Here is a 15,262-nt window from a genome sequence, read left to right on the forward strand (position 1 = left end):
GCGCTGAACCTGGCCGCACCCCCGGTCCGGTACCAGACCGGGCATCCACGCTCCGACGAGCCGCAGGACTGGCCGCCGAACGCAGTCGCCGCGGCAGAATGCCGCACCCTGGGCGCCACGGTCAGCTACGCGCACCCCGTGCACGCGCCGCTCAACGACAGCGGCTTCCCGATCGAGGAGGTGTTCGCCGAGCAGCACGCCCACTTTTTCACGCATGCCCGTGAGTTGGTGGCAGACGCTGCCCTCGGACTGGTCGACTCGATGGACCTCACCGGGAATCACACCATCTGGGGGCCGGAGGCGACGGAGCAGCTGTATCACCGACTGCTCGGCTGCGGCCTACGGCTGGCAGCCACAGCGGGCACGGACGCGTTTTTGTCCCACTCCCGTCACGACGTGAAGTCGAATCCGCCCGGGTGGTCGCGCGCCTACGCGCACCTCGGCGACACACCCCTGTCCGTCGATGCGTGGCAGGACGCCGTGCGCGCCGGCCGGACCTTCGCCACAAACGGTCCATGGCTCGAACTCGACGCCGCCGGTCAGGGACTGGGCGACACCGTGAGCCTGGACGAGCCGCAGCGGGTGCCGGTTACGGCGCGCGTCACAGGTGTGGGGGTGGAACGGCTGGAGATCGTCGGGCCCACCGGGGTCCTGGCCGCCGTCGACACCACACCCGACGCCGGCACGACCGAACTCACGGCGGACCTCGACATCGCCGAACCGACATGGATCGCGGCAGTGGCCCGCGGCGGCAGCCATCCCGCGGTCCTCGGCCCCCAGGTGTATGCCCACACCAGCCCGGTCTGGATCGACGTCGCGGGACACACGGTCGCCCGGGCCACGGACGCGGCATGGTGCCTGGACTGGCTCGACCGCCTCGAAACCCTCACCCGGAAAGCCGGCAACTTCCCCCACCCCGACCAACTCCACGACCTGGTGAACGTACTCGACCAGGCCCGCGCCTTCTACCGAAACATCACCACCAACACCGGCTGAGCAGGACGACGAGCCTTGACCGAGGGTCTGACTGACGCCGGAGTGTGCTCCTTGGCCCAAGCTGTCACGTTGGCCTCCTCCGCCCCCGCCCACGCCGCTGAACTCTGCGACCGCGGAGCACTCCGGGTCGGCGAGCGGGCCGACATCATCTCCGTGACCACGCGATCGGACACGCGTCACCCAAGCACAGGATCCACTGTTTGACGTGAGATCTAACGGTCGTTACTCTCAACCTTGCTCGGACCGTTACGGGGTGCTCCTGGCCAGGCCACTGCGCCGGCGTCCGTCGGTTCCGTGATCGAGCCCATTGGTGAGGGGAGTTGAGCATGGCCTTTATTCGGGCGTTCGCTGGATTCTGGTACGACTTCGTCATCGGTGACGATTGGAAGATCGCCGTGGCCGTGCTTCTGGTGCTCATGGTCGGCGCCGTGGCCGTGCTGAGCGGCGTCGGCGGTGTCGCACTGCTCCCGCCGCTGCTGGGAGTCCTGTTCGGCGCCGGTTTCACCGCGACCATGCTGATCGACACACGGAAGAACTGACGCCGGCAGAAACCGGAGTCAGCCGAAGGCAGCGCGCCCAGCGTGAGGACAGGCGCGCTGCGATCGTCAACTGCCGGGTGCCGTGACCGGTCTCAGTCCTTGTCCTCCTCGCGGAACACCCGGTTGGCATAGTCTTCGAGGACCTGCACGCAGGACTTCAGCTCCTCCTCGGCCGCATTGCGCTGAGCGGCGCCCAGGACGTCACGATCGACGACCTTCGCGAACCACTTCTGCAGCTTGTGCAGATCCTCCTCGTTCTCTTCGAGTTCGGCGTAGGTGAAATGGTTGGCTTCGTACTCCTTTTTCACCTGCGCTCGGAAGTCATCGCACTTGTCGATGATCTCCTCGTACTCGTCGTCCCGGGTGGCATTGAAGGCGGCGACGACATCAGAAGCGCCCGCGATGACCCGGGAACCGAGCAACGAGGCAGTGCCACCCATGTCGAGGATGTCCTTGCGCAGTGTCCGCAGTGCCCGTTCCGCCGCGGGACTGGCCGGTAGAGCGGCCACCGAGTTCTGCAAGTACAGGGCCCCCAGTCCCTTGAGGCGACGCCACACCGCCGCCCGGAGACGAGAGGGTTCCGGCGGGACCCGATAGATCAGCACCAGCCACTCAGGAGCTTCGTTCATACACTCGTCCTTGTTTATCCGTGCCGGGTGCATGCGCCCGGCACTCGACGCCGGGGCATGGGTCATGCCCGGTGCGACCCCCGCCCTCGCCCCCATGGACGACGGGCGACGGGTGTCAGCCGTTCGAACAGATTCTGAACGGAGAATACTCCGCCGCCCTAACGGTTGAAGCAGCGGAGTCATCCCGGCGCGCATGCGCACCGGGCCTCCTGCCGCGGGGATCAGATGCGATGAAGCGTTCTGCCACCGTCCAGCCACTCCGCGCCGCGGCGGCACCGTCCGGCCCCTCGCTCCACACCACTGTCGTGCGCGCACGGCCTCTTCGTGATTCTCGCGCGCCAGACGCACGAGGACACCACCCATGTCGAGTCGCCCGGACGACAGATTAAGAATGTAACGAGCCATAGACACCAGATGTATCAGCTGTTAGCGTCCGTGCGTGATGTTCGTTTCTCGCGTCGGTGTCGGCGTGAGGTGAGAGGACAGGTTATGTCTGTTGGTACCGGGGCTGTCTGGGCACTGGCTGTCGCCGTGTTCCTGGCGTGTCTCGTGGAGGCGGTGGAGGCCGTCACCATCGTCGTCGCGATGGGTATGACCCGCGGCTGGCGGTCAGCGATCGCCGGCACCGTGGTCGGGCTGGCATCGGTGATCGCCTTCGCGCTCGTGACGGGTTACGCGGTGGTCACATGGCTGCCCGAGGCGGCCCTGCAACTCGCGATCGGAGCACTCCTGTTGATCTTCGGGTTGCAGTGGATGCGCAAGGCGATCCTGCGTTCGTCCGGACGGAAGGATCTGCACGACGAGGCGGAGATCTTCGAGGAACAGAGTGCCCTGGCTCGCCAGGCGGGCGAACGGTCCTTCCTCGGACTGGACTACTTCGCGTTCATAGTGAGCCTCAAGGGCGTCTTCCTGGAGGGCGTCGAAGTGGTGTTCATCGTCATCACCTTCGGTCTGAGGGCAGGCGATGTTCCGGTGGCCACGGGCGCGGCGGTGCTGGCGACGGTCATCGTCACGGCCGCGGCGGTGGTGGCGCACGGACCGTTGACGAAGGTTCCGGAGAACACCCTGAAGTACGGCGTCGCCGTGTTGCTGTCGACGTTCGGCATGTTCTGGTGCGTCGAAGGGCTCGGCACCTTCCAGCCGGACCGGCAACCGCTGGACTGGCCCGGCGGTACCATCGCGCTCGGCGCGGTCCTGCTCGGCTGGCTGGCACTGTCCCAACTGCTGATCCGGGTCCTGCGGGTACGGCCGACGGAGGCCGTGTCCCCGGCGTTGACAACCGGGATGGCGCCGAACGAGGACGTCGGGCCGTGAGAGGGTACCTGCGGCTCTGGGGCATCCCACGGCCGCAGGGAACGGCGAGTGCGCCGGACGCGTCCGGTCCGAGCGGGCAGACAGTATGAGATCGGGCGGGCAACGATGCCGCCGAGAATTATCGAGGGAAAGACCGCTTCAACTTCTTCTGCGACTTGACTCGCCGATGAGCATTCCCTTGGCAGCCTGAGTCAATTCACTGAAGAACTCAATGCGCATTCCAGGCCGACGCGCCGGTTCAAGGATTTCCTCGGCTCGCAGGAAAGGCGTGACCATGCCGCCGTCCACGAGCCTGATGAACTCCTCCTCCATGAGCTTGTACGCTTTGCTTTCTCCACTTTCTCCGCGGACTCGCTGAGTACGCGGCTCCTTGAACGCCTCCTTGAACGCCTCCGCGACCGTCGCTGACCTGCACATACGGGCGGCGTGTCCCACGGCTTCGGTTTCCTCAACGGTTCTCCGTGTCGTGTCCAACACGGCCAGGCGTCACGAATCGCCTCCCCCCAGGAATTCACCGCAATACGAAAAGTTCATCCGGGTGTGGCCCGTCGTATCTGTGGGTTCATTTATGCCGGATAAATTCCGAAGAAGTCCCGAGCTGGGACACCGGGCTCGGAGGCATCCCGCCTCGTCACCCCGAACTGTCCAGCCAAGAAATGGAGCCTGGACCGATGACCGGAGCATTCGGCGTGCGTAAGTCGCCCATCCTCTTGCTCGTCCATGTCTTGATCCTCACCGGACTGCTGGCCGCATGCGGCAGTTCGACCAAAACGGCCAGTTCATCCGCCGACAACCCCGCCACTCTGACGCTGGCCATCTCCAGCGTAGAAGGCTCCCAACAGCTCCAGAAGCAGTTCGGCCCGCTACAGGCCGAGCTGACAAAGGTTCTGCACATGCCGGTGAAGCTGTTCCCGGTCGCCGACCGGACGGCCGCCGCGGCGGCGATCGAGTCCAACCATCTGGACCTGGTCATGGCCGGCCCCGCCGAGTACGTCGCCCTCCGCGCGGAGTCCGGCACACTGCCGGTCGTCGGTCTCAGCCAGCCCGGCTACCGGACCCTGTGGGTCGTGCACGGCGGCAGCGCCATCACCTCGCTGGCCCAACTGAAGGGCAAGGCCGTGGGCCTGACCGATCCCGGCTCCACGAGCGGATACGTCTACCCGCTGAAAATGCTCCTCGACGCCGGATTGAAGCCCGGCAGCACCGTCACGACCCAACCGCTGAGCAGCAATCAGGCAGCCGCGTTCCTCGGGCACAAGGTGGACGCGGTCGCCACCTATCCGGCCGGATACGCGGCCCTGCTGAAGCTCGGCGGCCTCACACCCCAGCAGGCGCCCGTCATCGCGCGAAGCCCGATGTTCCCGCCCAACCTCATCATCGCCAACCCCCGGCTCTCCGCATCGCTGCGCAACCGCATCAAGACCGAACTGTCCGCCGACAGCGCCGCGATCATGAAGTCCATCCAGGCGGCCGGGGGCATCTATGTGAGCAGCTACGCCGAATCGAAGATCATCCCGGTCACCGACAAGGACTTCGACATGATCCGCCAGGCATACCGTCAGGACGGATACCCGAACCTCGCGAAGATCCCCTCCTGACGTGGAAGGCAGCAACCGGATGTCACTCACCATGACCGACCGGGCGCAGCGCCAGGCGGGTCACCCGCCGCCTCGTCTGCCCAGGACGTCACCGTTCCTGCTCATCGTGGCGGTCGTGGTCCTGGGCGGATTCGTCTGGGGAATCGTCTGGAGCGGCCTGAACCCCAGCACGCTCGTCTCCGGGGCCCCAGGGTTGGTCAACTTCCTGGGCAAGGCGTTCCCGCCAGTGCTTGAGCAGGGCCGGACCGTCGCCTCCGCCACCGGGCAGACCATCGAGATGGCCATCGTGGGCACCGTCTTCGGTGCGGTGGCCAGCCTCCCGGTCGCGGTGCTGGCAGCACGGAACCTCAGCCCCGCACCCCTGGCCGCCACCGTGCGCTCGCTGGTCACATCGCTGCGGGCCATCCCGGATCTGGTCTGGGGTCTGGTGTTCGTGGTCGCGGTCGGGCTGGGACCCGCCGCCGGCATCTGTGCGATCGCCGTCGACACGATCGGGTACTGCGGCCGGCTGTTCGCCGAACGGGTCGAGGAACTCGACCCGGCACCCCTGCGGGCGCTGCGCGCCACGGGCGCCCGTACCCCGGCCGTGATCGTCTGCGGCGTCGTACCCGCCGTCCTTCCGTCGTTCGTGGCCACCAGCATGTTCGCGCTGGAGAAGGCGGTCCGGTCCGCCGTCGTGCTGGGCCTGGTCGGCGCGGGCGGGATCGGCATCGACCTGTCCACGGACATGCAACTGTTCCAGTATCAGCAGGCGCTGACCATCGTGATCATCATCTTCGTCGTCGTCATCGCTGTCGAGCGGGTCTCCGCCGCGGTACGCAGGCGGATCCTGTGACGCGCCCGCAGGCCCGGGAGCGTGCCGAAAGGAATGGGCCCATGCCGCCAATGTCAGCAGCTCCCGTCCCGGACGTGACCGCAGGACGTTCCCGATGACCGCCCCCGACCCCGTGACCACCCCCGACGCGGCACACCCCGACCGTGGCCTGCCCGGCGCCGAGGTCACCGGGATGCCCATCGAGGTGACGGAACTGGCCAAGACCTACGGTGAGGTCTCCGCCATCCGGCATGTCTCACTCACCATCAGGCCAGGCGAACGCGTCGTGCTGCTGGGCCCGAACGGATCCGGGAAATCAACACTGCTCCGCTGTCTGGTACGGCTGGAGCAGCCGACCGCCGGGACCGTGACGATCGGCGCTCACCCGGTCACCACCCTGGACGCGCACGGACTGCGGGCGCTGCGGCGCGAGGTCGGCTTCGTTTGGCAAACCCATGACCTGGTCGGATACAGCACGGTGTTCGCGAACGTCCTGCACGGCGCGCTCGGGCGGGGCGGCATCCGGTCGTGGTGGCCCGCCACCGCCCCGGGCGCAGAGCGTGAGTTCGCGTACGAATGCCTAGACCGGGTCGGGTTGGCCCACCTTGCCCGGCGGCGCGCCAGCACTCTGTCGGGTGGACAGCAGCAGCGCGTCGCCATCGCGCGCATGCTCATGCAGCGCCCGCGTCTCATCCTCGCCGACGAACCGATCGCCAGCCTCGATCCGCGGGCCGCCACCGAGGTGATGGACCTGCTGTGGAATCTGGCCACCGAGACCGGGGCCACGGTCGTCTGCACCCTGCACCAGGTCGACGCCGCCAAGCGCTATGCCGACCGGATCCTCGGCATGCGCGGCGGGCACCTCGTCCTGGACCGGCCCCCTGCCGACATCAGTGACAACGAACTTGACCTGCTGTACGCCGGAGCGGGCGAACCGCCGGCCACCATCGGCACGCCGGTCACGAACGAAAGGAAACACACGTGAAGGTTGCAGTCCTCGGCGCCGGCATTGTCGGAACCGCCGTCGCGTGGCGGCTCGCGGAAGCGGGCGCCGACGTCCTCGTCGTCGACGTGAGCCAGCCCGGTGCGGCTGCCACCGGGGCAAGCCTCGCCTGGGCCAACGCCAGCAGCGCCGCGTCGGACGACTACTTCGCTCTTCGGGTGGCGGGCCTGGACGAGCACCGGCTGATCTCGAAACAACTGGAGGGGGACTGGACTCTGGCCTCCGGCCACCTTCAGTGGGCCGATACCGAGCCGGGGACCGAGGCGCTGCGGGACCGGTACACGCGGCTGCGATCACGCGGGTACCCGGCCGAACTCCTCAACCCTGCCGAGGCGAGCGCCAGTTTGGAACCGTCCGTCCGGTTCGCTGGGCCGGAACATCCCGTCCTGCACACCCCGGACGAGCCGGCCATCGACGCCCCGGCCATGGCCGGGCGGCTGCTGCGCGCCGCGGTGGCCTGTGGTGCCGTCCCCGCGCTCGGCAAACCGGTCCGCTCCCTCACGGTACGCGGCGGGCGGGTCGCCGCCGTCGTCGTAGGCGACACCAGCCACGACGTCGACGCGGTCATCAACGCGGCCGGGGCGAACGCCCATCACCTGGCCGACATGGCCGGGCGCCGACTGCCGCTGCGTGACGAACCCGGGCTCGTCGCCCGGCTGTACTGCGACCCGGTGCCGGTCCGGCACACCATGCACGCGCCCGGCATCGAGATCCGGCCCGACGGGCCACGACAGGTCCTCTTGCACAGCCGAGCCGTCGACGCCCAGTTGTCCCCCGACGGCTACCCGCACGACCCGCACATCGACGATCTGTGCCGGCGCGCCGCCGACATCGTGCCCGAGTTGGCCGCCGCGGAACTGCGCGATGCCCGCGTGGGCTGGCGCCCCATCCCACAGGACGGCTGGCCCAGCGTCGGCGGCCTCGCATCGATACCCGGCTACTACGAAGCCGTCACCCACAGTGGCGTAACCCTCGCGGGAATCATCGCCAAGCTCCTCACCGAGGAAATCCTCACCGGTACGGTCCACCCGCTCCTGGCACCCTTCCGGCCCGACCGCGACGGCCTGCGTCCGACGCACGTATGAGTCCGCTACCCGGCCGCGTCGGCGATCGCGCCGACCGTCTGCAACAGGCCGGGGCAAGGGCGGCTCGGGGCGGCGGCGCCGGTCCGACGGCCGGACCGTTTCCCCGGGCCGCCGCACAGCGCGCACGGCTCTCGGCCGGGGGCGGCTACCGCCGTTCGAGCGGCTCCGCCGTGCTCGCGTTCGGCTCGCCCTGACGACGACCTGACCAGCCCTTGGCCGCCCTGGGCGACATATCCCGCCCACCTGCTCGCAGGGGGCCGACGCCGGGGGCGCACCATCCACTTCGCCGCCGCCCTTCGACGGCCTCTGCGTCGGTGTCATCGCCTCGGTGTCATCGCCTGCCCGCCGCCATGAGCACACACCCTGGAGACCTGATGAGTATCGCTGTCATCGGGGAGTCGCACCAGCGACTCTCTGCCGCCGCCTACCTCGCCACACTTGGCGAGACGGTCGCCACCACATGCCTCGACACAACCGAGTACGAGGTCGCCGTTCTCTCCAACCCACCAACACGTCAAACCGTCGGCCGACTGGAGAACACCCCGGAGGACGAGGTGGAAGGCGTCCTGATCATCGATACGCCCGAGACGCTACCGGCCACGATCCAAGCCTGGGCGCCGATCCTGACCGATCGAGTGGTCGTGGTGGCCGCCTGCGGCCTGAGCGGTCCGATTCTCGTCGAGTCGCTCTGCCGACAACGCGACGTCCGGCCGACCGTCGTCGCTGACGCGGCCGGCTACCCGGTTCTCGGGGAAATGCGGGGCTCCGTGATGACGATCCGCGCGGTCAAACGGGGCCTGCTCGTTGGTGTACCGGGGCAACCGGAGCCCGACGTGATCGATGTGCTCCGTCGTATCGTGCCCGACGGGACCGCCACGGACCGCCTCCGGTCCTCCTTGTCCAACACCAATCCGCTCCTTCATCCGCCTGTCGCCGTACTCAACGCGACAAACATCGAGCGCCAGATCGAGACGACCCTGTTCCGTGACGCGCTGACACCCGCCGTGTCAGAACTCGTCAACGCCGTTGACGAGGAACGACTCCGCGTCCTTGACAAGCTCGGCCTCCCCGATGTTCCGGTTCTTGAGCACTTCGTCACGTATTACGGAGACCAGGGCCTCACCGGCTCAACTCTGCGGGATGCGCTCTCGACGTTTCCCGCATTCACCCACTCGCGGCTGCCACAACAGCTTCACAGCCGTTTCCTCGACCAGGACGTACGCCATGGCCTCGCCCCGATGGCCGCGCTCGGCGACCTGATCGGCGTCCCGTGCCCGCGCACGAACGCAGTCGTGGAGATCTCGTCGACGCTGCTGCGGCTCGGTCTTCGCGAGGACGCGGCAGACATCGCCCGAGCCGCACTCGCCGACGTATGACACTCGTTGGACTCGGCGCTTCATGACGGTCCGTCGGATCTTCTGGCGGACCGTCTGGTCTTCTGGCGGACCGTCCGGCGAACAGCCGACCGCGCTGTGGATCAGTGGTCGATGTGGGCCGCGGCTGTCAGATGCGCCAGGAACGGATCTTCTCGGCTGCGCCGAAAACATCCTCCTTGCCCGACATGAGGGTTTTGCACAGTTCGACGAGTTCGCCGTAGGGGGAGTCGATCCCCTCGCCGCCGGCGTGCATGTAGGCGATCGTGACCGCGCACGCATAGCGGACGTTGAGGGACGGCAGCGGTCGCAGCAGGAGCAGGGTCTGCAGCAGTGCGGCAGCGCGCCAGGACGCGTCGGGGTCGACGCCGAGACGGGGTGGGTCGACGCGGTGCCGGGCCACGGCCGCCACGAGTGCCGAGAAGTCGCTGATGTGAGGCTGGTCGGGCAGTGCCTTCTCGTGCTGCTGCAGGAGCCAGCGCACGTCGATATGGACGACGGGTGCCATGGGTTCAGGCGGCCCTGCCCATCGCGCCCGGCGCTGGACCGTCGTCGATGCCCGCGGCGGCAATGGCGTCGGCCAGCGCAGGGTCGGTGAAGACCCGCTGGAACTCGTCCGCCGCGGCCTTCAGGGCCCGCTGATGGGCGATCGCATCGCGAGTGGATTCGCGCACGAATGCCTTCAGTGTCATACCGCGGGACCGGGCGACCTCCCGGAGGTCTTCGAGGTCCGCGTCGGAGAATTCCACATTGAGTGCTCCCATGCGCTCAGGGTACCGCTGGGGTACCCGGGGCTCAATAGTCCCAGGTCAGGCCGGGAGCTCCGGGTACCGCTACGCTACGAGAGGAAGGGCACCGACCCCAGTGGTCGTCACACGGCGTGGGTGACGAAGTCGACGTCGACGGGGCCGACTCGGATGACCGGCGACGCGGTCTTGATGGCTCCGCCCTGCATCACGAGGAGAATGTTCTCCGGTGCTTCCAGGACTCCCATGTCGGAGAGTGGGTCGCCTGCGCAGACGACAAGATCGGCCACTTTGCCGGCCTCGATGGTTCCGAACTTGTCATCGATCCCCAAGAGACGTGCCGCGTTGATCGTCCCCGCTTGGATCGCGGCCATGGGGGTCAGCCCCAGCTCGACCAGATGCCGAAGCTCGGCAAGGTTGCGGCCGTGCGGGGCGATCCCGGCGTCCGTGCCCAGCGCGACCCTGACGCCGCGTGCCAGGGCGTTGCTGATGTTCTCCCGGGCGAGACGCGACCAGTGCTCCTTCTTGGCGCGCAGGTACTCCGGCACGGTTCCCTCGGCGGGAATCCTCAGCGCGGAGTTGAGCGTGGGCACGAGGACGGTGCCCGTGCTCAGCATGAGGTCGATGCCCTCCTCATCGATGCCATAGCCGTGTTCGATACTGGCGACGCCGCCCCGCATCGCGTTCTTGATGCCTGTGGCCCCTTGGGCGTGGGCCGCCACGGGCCGGTTGCGACGCCGGCGTGCCTCAGCGACCGTCGCGGCGATCTCGGCTTCGGTGAGGCCCTCGTCATCGGGCTGATCGGCGGGGGTGCTGATGCCACCGGATGCACAGACCTTGATCACATCGGCGCCGTCGCGGATGATCCGGCGAGTCGCCCGGACCACGTCGTCCGTCGAGTCGACGATCTCCCCCCATCGCCGTACGCGCGCCCCGTCGAGATCGAATCCGCTGCCGTTGACGTAGTCGGCGTGACCACCGGTCTGGCTGAGCATCCGAACAGCGACATGGAGTCGCGGGCCGTCGGTGAGCCCCTCTTCGACGGCATCCCGGAAGCCCGCATCCAGTCCTCCCAGGTCACGGGCGTAGGTGATGCCGGCATGGAGAGTGGAGCGCATCCGCTCGGCTATCTGGAAGGCACGATACGACTCGGGGCGGTCGGGGATCGTGGTCAGCTCCGACACCGTACCCAGGTTGAAATGAACATGGGTGTCGATGAAGCCGGGAAGGAGTGTTCTGCCGCCGAGATCCGCCACCCGTACGGGTGCGGGCGGCGTCGGTGCGTTCCGGGCCGGTCCGGCGTAGGTGATGACCCCATCGGGGCCGACGTCGATGACGGCGCCGGGCACGGGCGGATTGCCCGTACCGTCGATGAGTGTCGCGTTGATGAGTCTGGTCGCGCCGGCGTTCACATCGTCTCCCCTTGCACGTTCAACGGCTGCTGTTCATCGAGCAGTCGGCTCAGGTGGCCGATCCCTTCGGCGGGGTCGGTGGCGTCGAGGACGTAGCCGGGCCCGATGGAGATCTCCCTCTGCGGCAACCGGCCTCGGCCAGGATCGTGGGGCGTCTCAGTATGCCAACGCGAGCCCGTCACGACGCGGGTCAGCACCGGCGGAGAAGGTTCCCGTCACCGGGTCGAAAGCCACTCCGTGCGCGCCGCCGACGGCCGGGTTCCACTCCCCGAGCGACTCCACCTCGTGCCCCATGGACTGCAGTGCGTCCAGGGTCGCATCGCCGAAGCGGCTCTCGATGGCCATGCGCCTGCCGTCGAAGAGCCGGAATCGAGGATGCTCGATGGCGGCCTGCGCACTCATCCCATGCTCGATCAGATTCAGGATCAGCTGAGGAGTGGTTTCCAGGATTCCCCACGAGCCGGGTGTTCCCATGGCCGCGACCGGCACCCCGGCTCGCCAGATCTGCGAGGGTGACAAGCACATTTCGACTCGCTTGCCCGGTCCGATCACATTGGGGCTCGCCGGGTCGAGGTCGAACCAGTGCGCGAAGTTGTTCATGACCAGGCCGGTACTGCCGTAGACAACACCGGAGCCGAAACCCTTGACCGGTCCCCCACCGATCGTCTGGGTACAGGCGACGACCCATCCTTCGGCGTCCATGACCACGAAGTGGGTGGTGCTCTCCCGCATCACGTCGTGGACCGAACCTGCCGTGACCGCGTCCGATCGGCGCGTCGAGTCGTATCGCTCGCCGTCGGTGGCCGCGACCCGGGAAAGATCCACGTCCTTGACTCGTCGGGCGAGATAGCGGTCGCTCAACAACGTCCGCCACCGCTCCCCGGGTGCCACGGTGTAGGCGATCCGGTCAGCGCGACTGAGCTTGAAGCTCTCCGCGAGACGATGGACGTACTCCGGGCCCGCGGTGTCGATACCGGACAGGCCGAGCCTTTCGACCAGCGCCAACGACTCCAGGTACTCGACCGCGCTGCACGGAGGCGCGGGGCTGTAGATCGTATGGTCCTTGTAGCGGGAGGAGATCGGCCGCTCCCAGCCGGGTTCGAAGGCCGCGAGATCGTCCGCGGTCAGTAGACCGCCGTGCTCGGCCGCGAACGCGACGATGTCGGCCGCGATGGAACCGCGGTAGAACTCATCGCTGCCGTGCTCGGCGACCAGGCGCAGCGTCCTGGCCAGCGCCGGCTGTTTGATGACCTTGCCGACGGTCGGCAGGACGGCCCGTGGGGCGAACACGTCCGTGGTCGTGGGGTACGGCTTGAAGCTGTCGTAGGCGGCGGCGACGATCCGGCTGAGGTAGGGGCTGGCCGGAAAACCTTCCTCGGCGTGGCGGATGGCCGGGCCGAGGACGGTCTGCCGGTCCAGGCGCCCATATCGTTCGAGCGCGGCCAGCCACCCGCCCACCGCTCCGGGAACCACGGCGGACTTCATTCCGTGGTCCTTGGCCCCCGGTGCGGCCACCGCCTCCGGCGTCGCGGCCCGGGGCGCGCGTCCCACGAAGTCCAGGACGACGGGCTCATGACCACCGGGCGGCGTGATGATCATGTATCCGACGCCGGCGGCGCTGGAGCTGTTGGGTTCGACCACACCCAGGGCGGCGCCGACGGCGACGGCCGCATCACCGCGTTGCCGCCACGTTGCAGCGTCTGCAGGCCGGCGATCGAGGCAAAGGGGTGCGCCGAGCTCACGGCGCCGTGCGTTCCCAGTGCGGGCGGGCGAAACTCAACTTGTCGCGACGGCCATTTCATCGACGTTCCTCTTCCTCAAACAGGCGGTTCGGTGCTGAGCGAGACAGGGCGGTCACACGTATGAGTCCCGGCGGCGGTGGTCATCGGTCTGTAGCCGGGCTCATGCGGTAGGCAGATTCACGCTGTAGCCGGGTTCATGGGGTGACGGGTGGACTTACGGTGCGGGCGGCGGTGGTTCGTGGTGGGTGAGGCTCACTCCCGTCAGACGCAGGACCTCGTCTTCCAGACTGTCGGCGGCGCGCCAGAGTTCAATGATCATCGCCGCCGTGGCCTCAGCGCCTTCTCGTCCGAGGAAGAAGAAGTGATTGCCGTCGACTTCACGACAGAGTCGGTCGGACAGCTGACGGCTCAGTTCTCGGATCCGTGGCCAGGCTCGCACGGTGTTCTCGTCCGGAGCACCGGCCAGCTTGGAGTACAGCAACTGCCCCGTGAACATCGGCCAGGTGAGATGGTCGGTCAGCGCGTGCCTCAGATCTGCCGGGCTGGTAGGTGTGATCGCGCAGCAGATGGGAAACGAGGACCATTGTCCGAATCCGGCATCGGCCTGAGATGCCTTCGTCAGGTCGGTGCCGTCATCGGCGGCAAGCCGCTGGGGCTCGCCGCGCAGTGCAACACTGTGGCGGCACACATAGTGAGTCAGGTACTGCTCCTCGCTGATGACCGGGTGGCCCGCCGTCGTGCGCGGAAGGTCCTTGAACCATCGGTCGAACATCGAGCCACCGAGCCGGTGGTCCAGGTCCCACAGCCCTTGGTCGTTCAGCGGTTCGCCGCCTTCTGGCAGCGGTACCACTCCGGGCAGCGGGGGTGAGGCGGCCAACGAGACAGCGCAGATGACGTTCAGCCCCAGCCGCCTGGCCGCGGTACTGAAGGCGTGGACGGCCCGGCCCGCCATGCTCCAGACACAGAGGATGATCGAGTCGGACACGCCGAACTCGTCGACCGCCTGGCGGCAGACCTCGGCGGCGGCCTGTCCCCATGCAGAGATCAGCAGGTTGGGGCAGCTGTCGGGGAACTCGGGCCTGTCGCTGGGGTAGGACGCTCCGATGTAGCTCAGTCCACGCCGGCTGAGCCAGTGGGCGAGGAAGTGCTCGGGCTCGGTGCCGGTGTGGCCATGTCCCATCCGGGCCGTGTGTCCGCCGCCGGGCAGAAAGACCACGGTGGGCATGTGCGGGTCGCCGACTTGGGTTCGGCACAGCATCGGTGCGGTGGACGTAGGGATCAACTGTTCGTGGTTCAGCGTCATATGAGATCTCCTTCCACGTATCCCGTCGTGGTGTTCTCAGGGACCGTCGTCGGCTCCTCGGCACTCTCGAAGAACAGTCCCAGCACCGTCGGCGACATCTGCAGGGCGGGCAGCGAGCGATCAATCGACCATCGCCTGCGGGCTACCAGCCTCCGCAGGGACATCATGAAGCTCGGCCGTCAAAGCCGGCGCCTGCTCCATCCGCACTTCGTGGCGCTCCACCATGCGACTGCCGACTCTGGCCGGGGTGCGGCCGCGCTTGGCAGTTTGCTTCGGTTCCTTCATGCCGGGGACGCTAGGGAGGACGGATGTCCCGCCGACGTCCGCCCGGTTAACGAAGCAAGAATGCTCCTCGGAATGAGGAAGTTCTGAGGAATTCTCCTCCCGCAATCGGTTGAGAGGTACGTATGATCCCTGGCGTGGCAGCGAAGCGCGAAGACGAACAGTCGTCACATGCGGTCGGTGGCGCCCACGGTGTGGGCCGCGACCAGGACACCGGTACCTTCTCCGGTGGCGCGGACCCCCGGCGGGACGGGGTGGCCCTTGCCTGGTGAGCCGACCACCGTGACCTGGCCAGTCCCGGGTGTGCGGCTGCACGCCGGGCTGGAGCGGCCGGCATCCGTCGGCGGCCGTGAGGTGCTGTCCTACTTCCAGCCCGGCGCCGCGGACCGACCGCTGATCGTGTTCCTGCCGGGAGGCGGCCACCTC

General features: G+C 67.7%; 17 protein-coding genes and 1 pseudogene. 9 read left to right on the forward strand and 9 right to left on the reverse strand.

The window, feature by feature from the left end:
* The coding region (locus ACWEKM_RS31295; RefSeq protein WP_451624629.1) for a CehA/McbA family metallohydrolase at positions 1-996 on the forward strand (996 nt) is incomplete at its 5' end.
* Positions 997-1,322: 326 nt separating this feature from the next.
* Positions 1,323-1,535 (forward strand): hypothetical protein, encoded by a 213-nt coding sequence (locus tag ACWEKM_RS31300; RefSeq protein ID WP_451624630.1) that lies wholly within the window; start codon positions 1,323-1,325, stop codon positions 1,533-1,535.
* Between the two features lie 92 nt (positions 1,536-1,627).
* Here ACWEKM_RS31300 and ACWEKM_RS31305 read toward each other — a convergent pair whose 3' ends face one another.
* The gene (locus ACWEKM_RS31305) at positions 1,628-2,164 is read right to left on the reverse strand and encodes a Chromate resistance protein ChrB (RefSeq protein ID WP_451624631.1); all 537 of its coding nucleotides are present in this window, start codon (positions 2,162-2,164) and stop codon (positions 1,628-1,630) included.
* 489 nt (positions 2,165-2,653) lie between these two features.
* On the opposite strand from ACWEKM_RS31305, the gene ACWEKM_RS31310 reads away from it, so the two are divergent.
* Entirely contained in the window at positions 2,654-3,478 is an 825-nt protein-coding gene (locus ACWEKM_RS31310) for a COG4280 domain-containing protein (protein ID WP_451624632.1), read from the forward strand.
* Positions 3,479-3,616: 138 nt separating this feature from the next.
* Here the strand turns inward: ACWEKM_RS31310 and ACWEKM_RS31315 are convergent, their stop codons facing one another.
* Positions 3,617-3,913 carry a hypothetical protein gene (locus tag ACWEKM_RS31315; RefSeq protein WP_451624633.1) on the reverse strand — a complete coding sequence of 99 codons (297 nt, stop codon included), beginning with the start codon at positions 3,911-3,913 and terminating at the stop codon, positions 3,617-3,619.
* Between the two features lie 236 nt (positions 3,914-4,149).
* Here ACWEKM_RS31315 and phnD point away from each other — a divergent pair, with 236 nt between their 5' ends.
* From phnD to ACWEKM_RS31340, 5 genes are all read left to right on the forward strand, one after another.
* The gene (gene phnD / locus ACWEKM_RS31320; RefSeq protein WP_451624634.1) at positions 4,150-5,076 is read left to right on the forward strand and encodes a phosphate/phosphite/phosphonate ABC transporter substrate-binding protein; all 927 of its coding nucleotides are present in this window, start codon (positions 4,150-4,152) and stop codon (positions 5,074-5,076) included.
* Between the two features lies 1 nt (position 5,077).
* The gene (phnE, locus tag ACWEKM_RS31325) at positions 5,078-5,911 is read left to right on the forward strand and encodes a phosphonate ABC transporter, permease protein PhnE (protein WP_451624635.1); all 834 of its coding nucleotides are present in this window, start codon (positions 5,078-5,080) and stop codon (positions 5,909-5,911) included.
* Positions 5,912-6,083: 172 nt separating this feature from the next.
* On the forward strand, positions 6,084-6,875 hold the full coding sequence (phnC, locus tag ACWEKM_RS31330) for a phosphonate ABC transporter ATP-binding protein (protein WP_451624658.1): 792 nt from the start codon (positions 6,084-6,086) through the stop codon (positions 6,873-6,875).
* Entirely contained in the window at positions 6,872-7,978 is a 1,107-nt protein-coding gene (locus tag ACWEKM_RS31335) for an NAD(P)/FAD-dependent oxidoreductase (protein ID WP_451624636.1), read from the forward strand. The genes phnC and ACWEKM_RS31335 overlap by 4 nt, the downstream gene beginning before the upstream one ends.
* A 374-nt stretch (positions 7,979-8,352) precedes the next feature.
* Positions 8,353-9,354: an NAD/NADP octopine/nopaline dehydrogenase family protein gene (locus tag ACWEKM_RS31340; RefSeq protein ID WP_451624637.1), complete on the forward strand. Its 1,002-nt coding sequence runs from the start codon at positions 8,353-8,355 to the stop codon at positions 9,352-9,354.
* Positions 9,355-9,481: 127 nt separating this feature from the next.
* Here ACWEKM_RS31340 and ACWEKM_RS31345 read toward each other — a convergent pair whose 3' ends face one another.
* The 7 genes and pseudogenes from ACWEKM_RS31345 to ACWEKM_RS31375 form a co-directional block, all read right to left on the reverse strand.
* Positions 9,482-9,859, reverse strand: a complete 378-nt coding sequence (locus tag ACWEKM_RS31345; protein WP_451624638.1) for a toxin Doc — start codon at positions 9,857-9,859, stop codon at positions 9,482-9,484.
* Between the two features lie 4 nt (positions 9,860-9,863).
* Positions 9,864-10,115: a hypothetical protein gene (locus tag ACWEKM_RS31350; protein WP_451624639.1), complete on the reverse strand. Its 252-nt coding sequence runs from the start codon at positions 10,113-10,115 to the stop codon at positions 9,864-9,866.
* Positions 10,116-10,222: 107 nt separating this feature from the next.
* The gene (locus tag ACWEKM_RS31355) at positions 10,223-11,509 is read right to left on the reverse strand and encodes an amidohydrolase family protein (RefSeq protein ID WP_451624640.1); all 1,287 of its coding nucleotides are present in this window, start codon (positions 11,507-11,509) and stop codon (positions 10,223-10,225) included.
* Positions 11,506-11,637: a hypothetical protein gene (locus ACWEKM_RS31360; RefSeq protein WP_451624641.1), complete on the reverse strand. Its 132-nt coding sequence runs from the start codon at positions 11,635-11,637 to the stop codon at positions 11,506-11,508. Before ACWEKM_RS31360 ends, ACWEKM_RS31355 begins: the two co-directional genes overlap by 4 nt.
* A 28-nt stretch (positions 11,638-11,665) precedes the next feature.
* A pseudogene (locus ACWEKM_RS31365) lies at positions 11,666-13,171 on the reverse strand (gamma-glutamyltransferase family protein); the annotation flags it as partial.
* Positions 13,172-13,465: 294 nt separating this feature from the next.
* Positions 13,466-14,554, reverse strand: a complete 1,089-nt coding sequence (locus tag ACWEKM_RS31370; protein ID WP_451624642.1) for a hypothetical protein — start codon at positions 14,552-14,554, stop codon at positions 13,466-13,468.
* Between the two features lie 120 nt (positions 14,555-14,674).
* Positions 14,675-14,839, reverse strand: a complete 165-nt coding sequence (locus ACWEKM_RS31375; RefSeq protein ID WP_451624643.1) for a hypothetical protein — start codon at positions 14,837-14,839, stop codon at positions 14,675-14,677.
* Between the two features lie 134 nt (positions 14,840-14,973).
* On the opposite strand from ACWEKM_RS31375, the gene ACWEKM_RS31380 reads away from it, so the two are divergent.
* A complete protein-coding gene (locus ACWEKM_RS31380; RefSeq protein ID WP_451624644.1) occupies positions 14,974-15,108 on the forward strand; it encodes a hypothetical protein in 135 nt (44 codons plus the stop codon).
* Positions 15,109-15,262 lie beyond the last annotated feature (154 nt).

Source organism: Streptomyces sp. NPDC004752, assembly GCF_053601275.1.

What these genes read in the sequence shown, in the direction of transcription:
- ACWEKM_RS31300 (WP_451624630.1), top strand. Translation starts at nt 1,323, where the DNA reads ATGGCCTTTATTCGGGCGTTCGCTGGATTCTGGTACGACTTCGTCATC.
- ACWEKM_RS31305 (WP_451624631.1), bottom strand. Translation starts at nt 2,164, where the DNA reads ATGAACGAAGCTCCTGAGTGGCTGGTGCTGATCTATCGGGTCCCGCCG.
- ACWEKM_RS31310 (WP_451624632.1), top strand. Translation starts at nt 2,654, where the DNA reads ATGTCTGTTGGTACCGGGGCTGTCTGGGCACTGGCTGTCGCCGTGTTC.
- phnD (WP_451624634.1), top strand. Translation starts at nt 4,150, where the DNA reads ATGACCGGAGCATTCGGCGTGCGTAAGTCGCCCATCCTCTTGCTCGTC.
- phnC (WP_451624658.1), top strand. Translation starts at nt 6,084, where the DNA reads ATGCCCATCGAGGTGACGGAACTGGCCAAGACCTACGGTGAGGTCTCC.
- ACWEKM_RS31340 (WP_451624637.1), top strand. Translation starts at nt 8,353, where the DNA reads ATGAGTATCGCTGTCATCGGGGAGTCGCACCAGCGACTCTCTGCCGCC.
- ACWEKM_RS31345 (WP_451624638.1), bottom strand. Translation starts at nt 9,859, where the DNA reads ATGGCACCCGTCGTCCATATCGACGTGCGCTGGCTCCTGCAGCAGCAC.
- ACWEKM_RS31350 (WP_451624639.1), bottom strand. Translation starts at nt 10,115, where the DNA reads ATGGGAGCACTCAATGTGGAATTCTCCGACGCGGACCTCGAAGACCTC.
- ACWEKM_RS31370 (WP_451624642.1), bottom strand. Translation starts at nt 14,554, where the DNA reads ATGACGCTGAACCACGAACAGTTGATCCCTACGTCCACCGCACCGATG.
- ACWEKM_RS31375 (WP_451624643.1), bottom strand. Translation starts at nt 14,839, where the DNA reads ATGAAGGAACCGAAGCAAACTGCCAAGCGCGGCCGCACCCCGGCCAGA.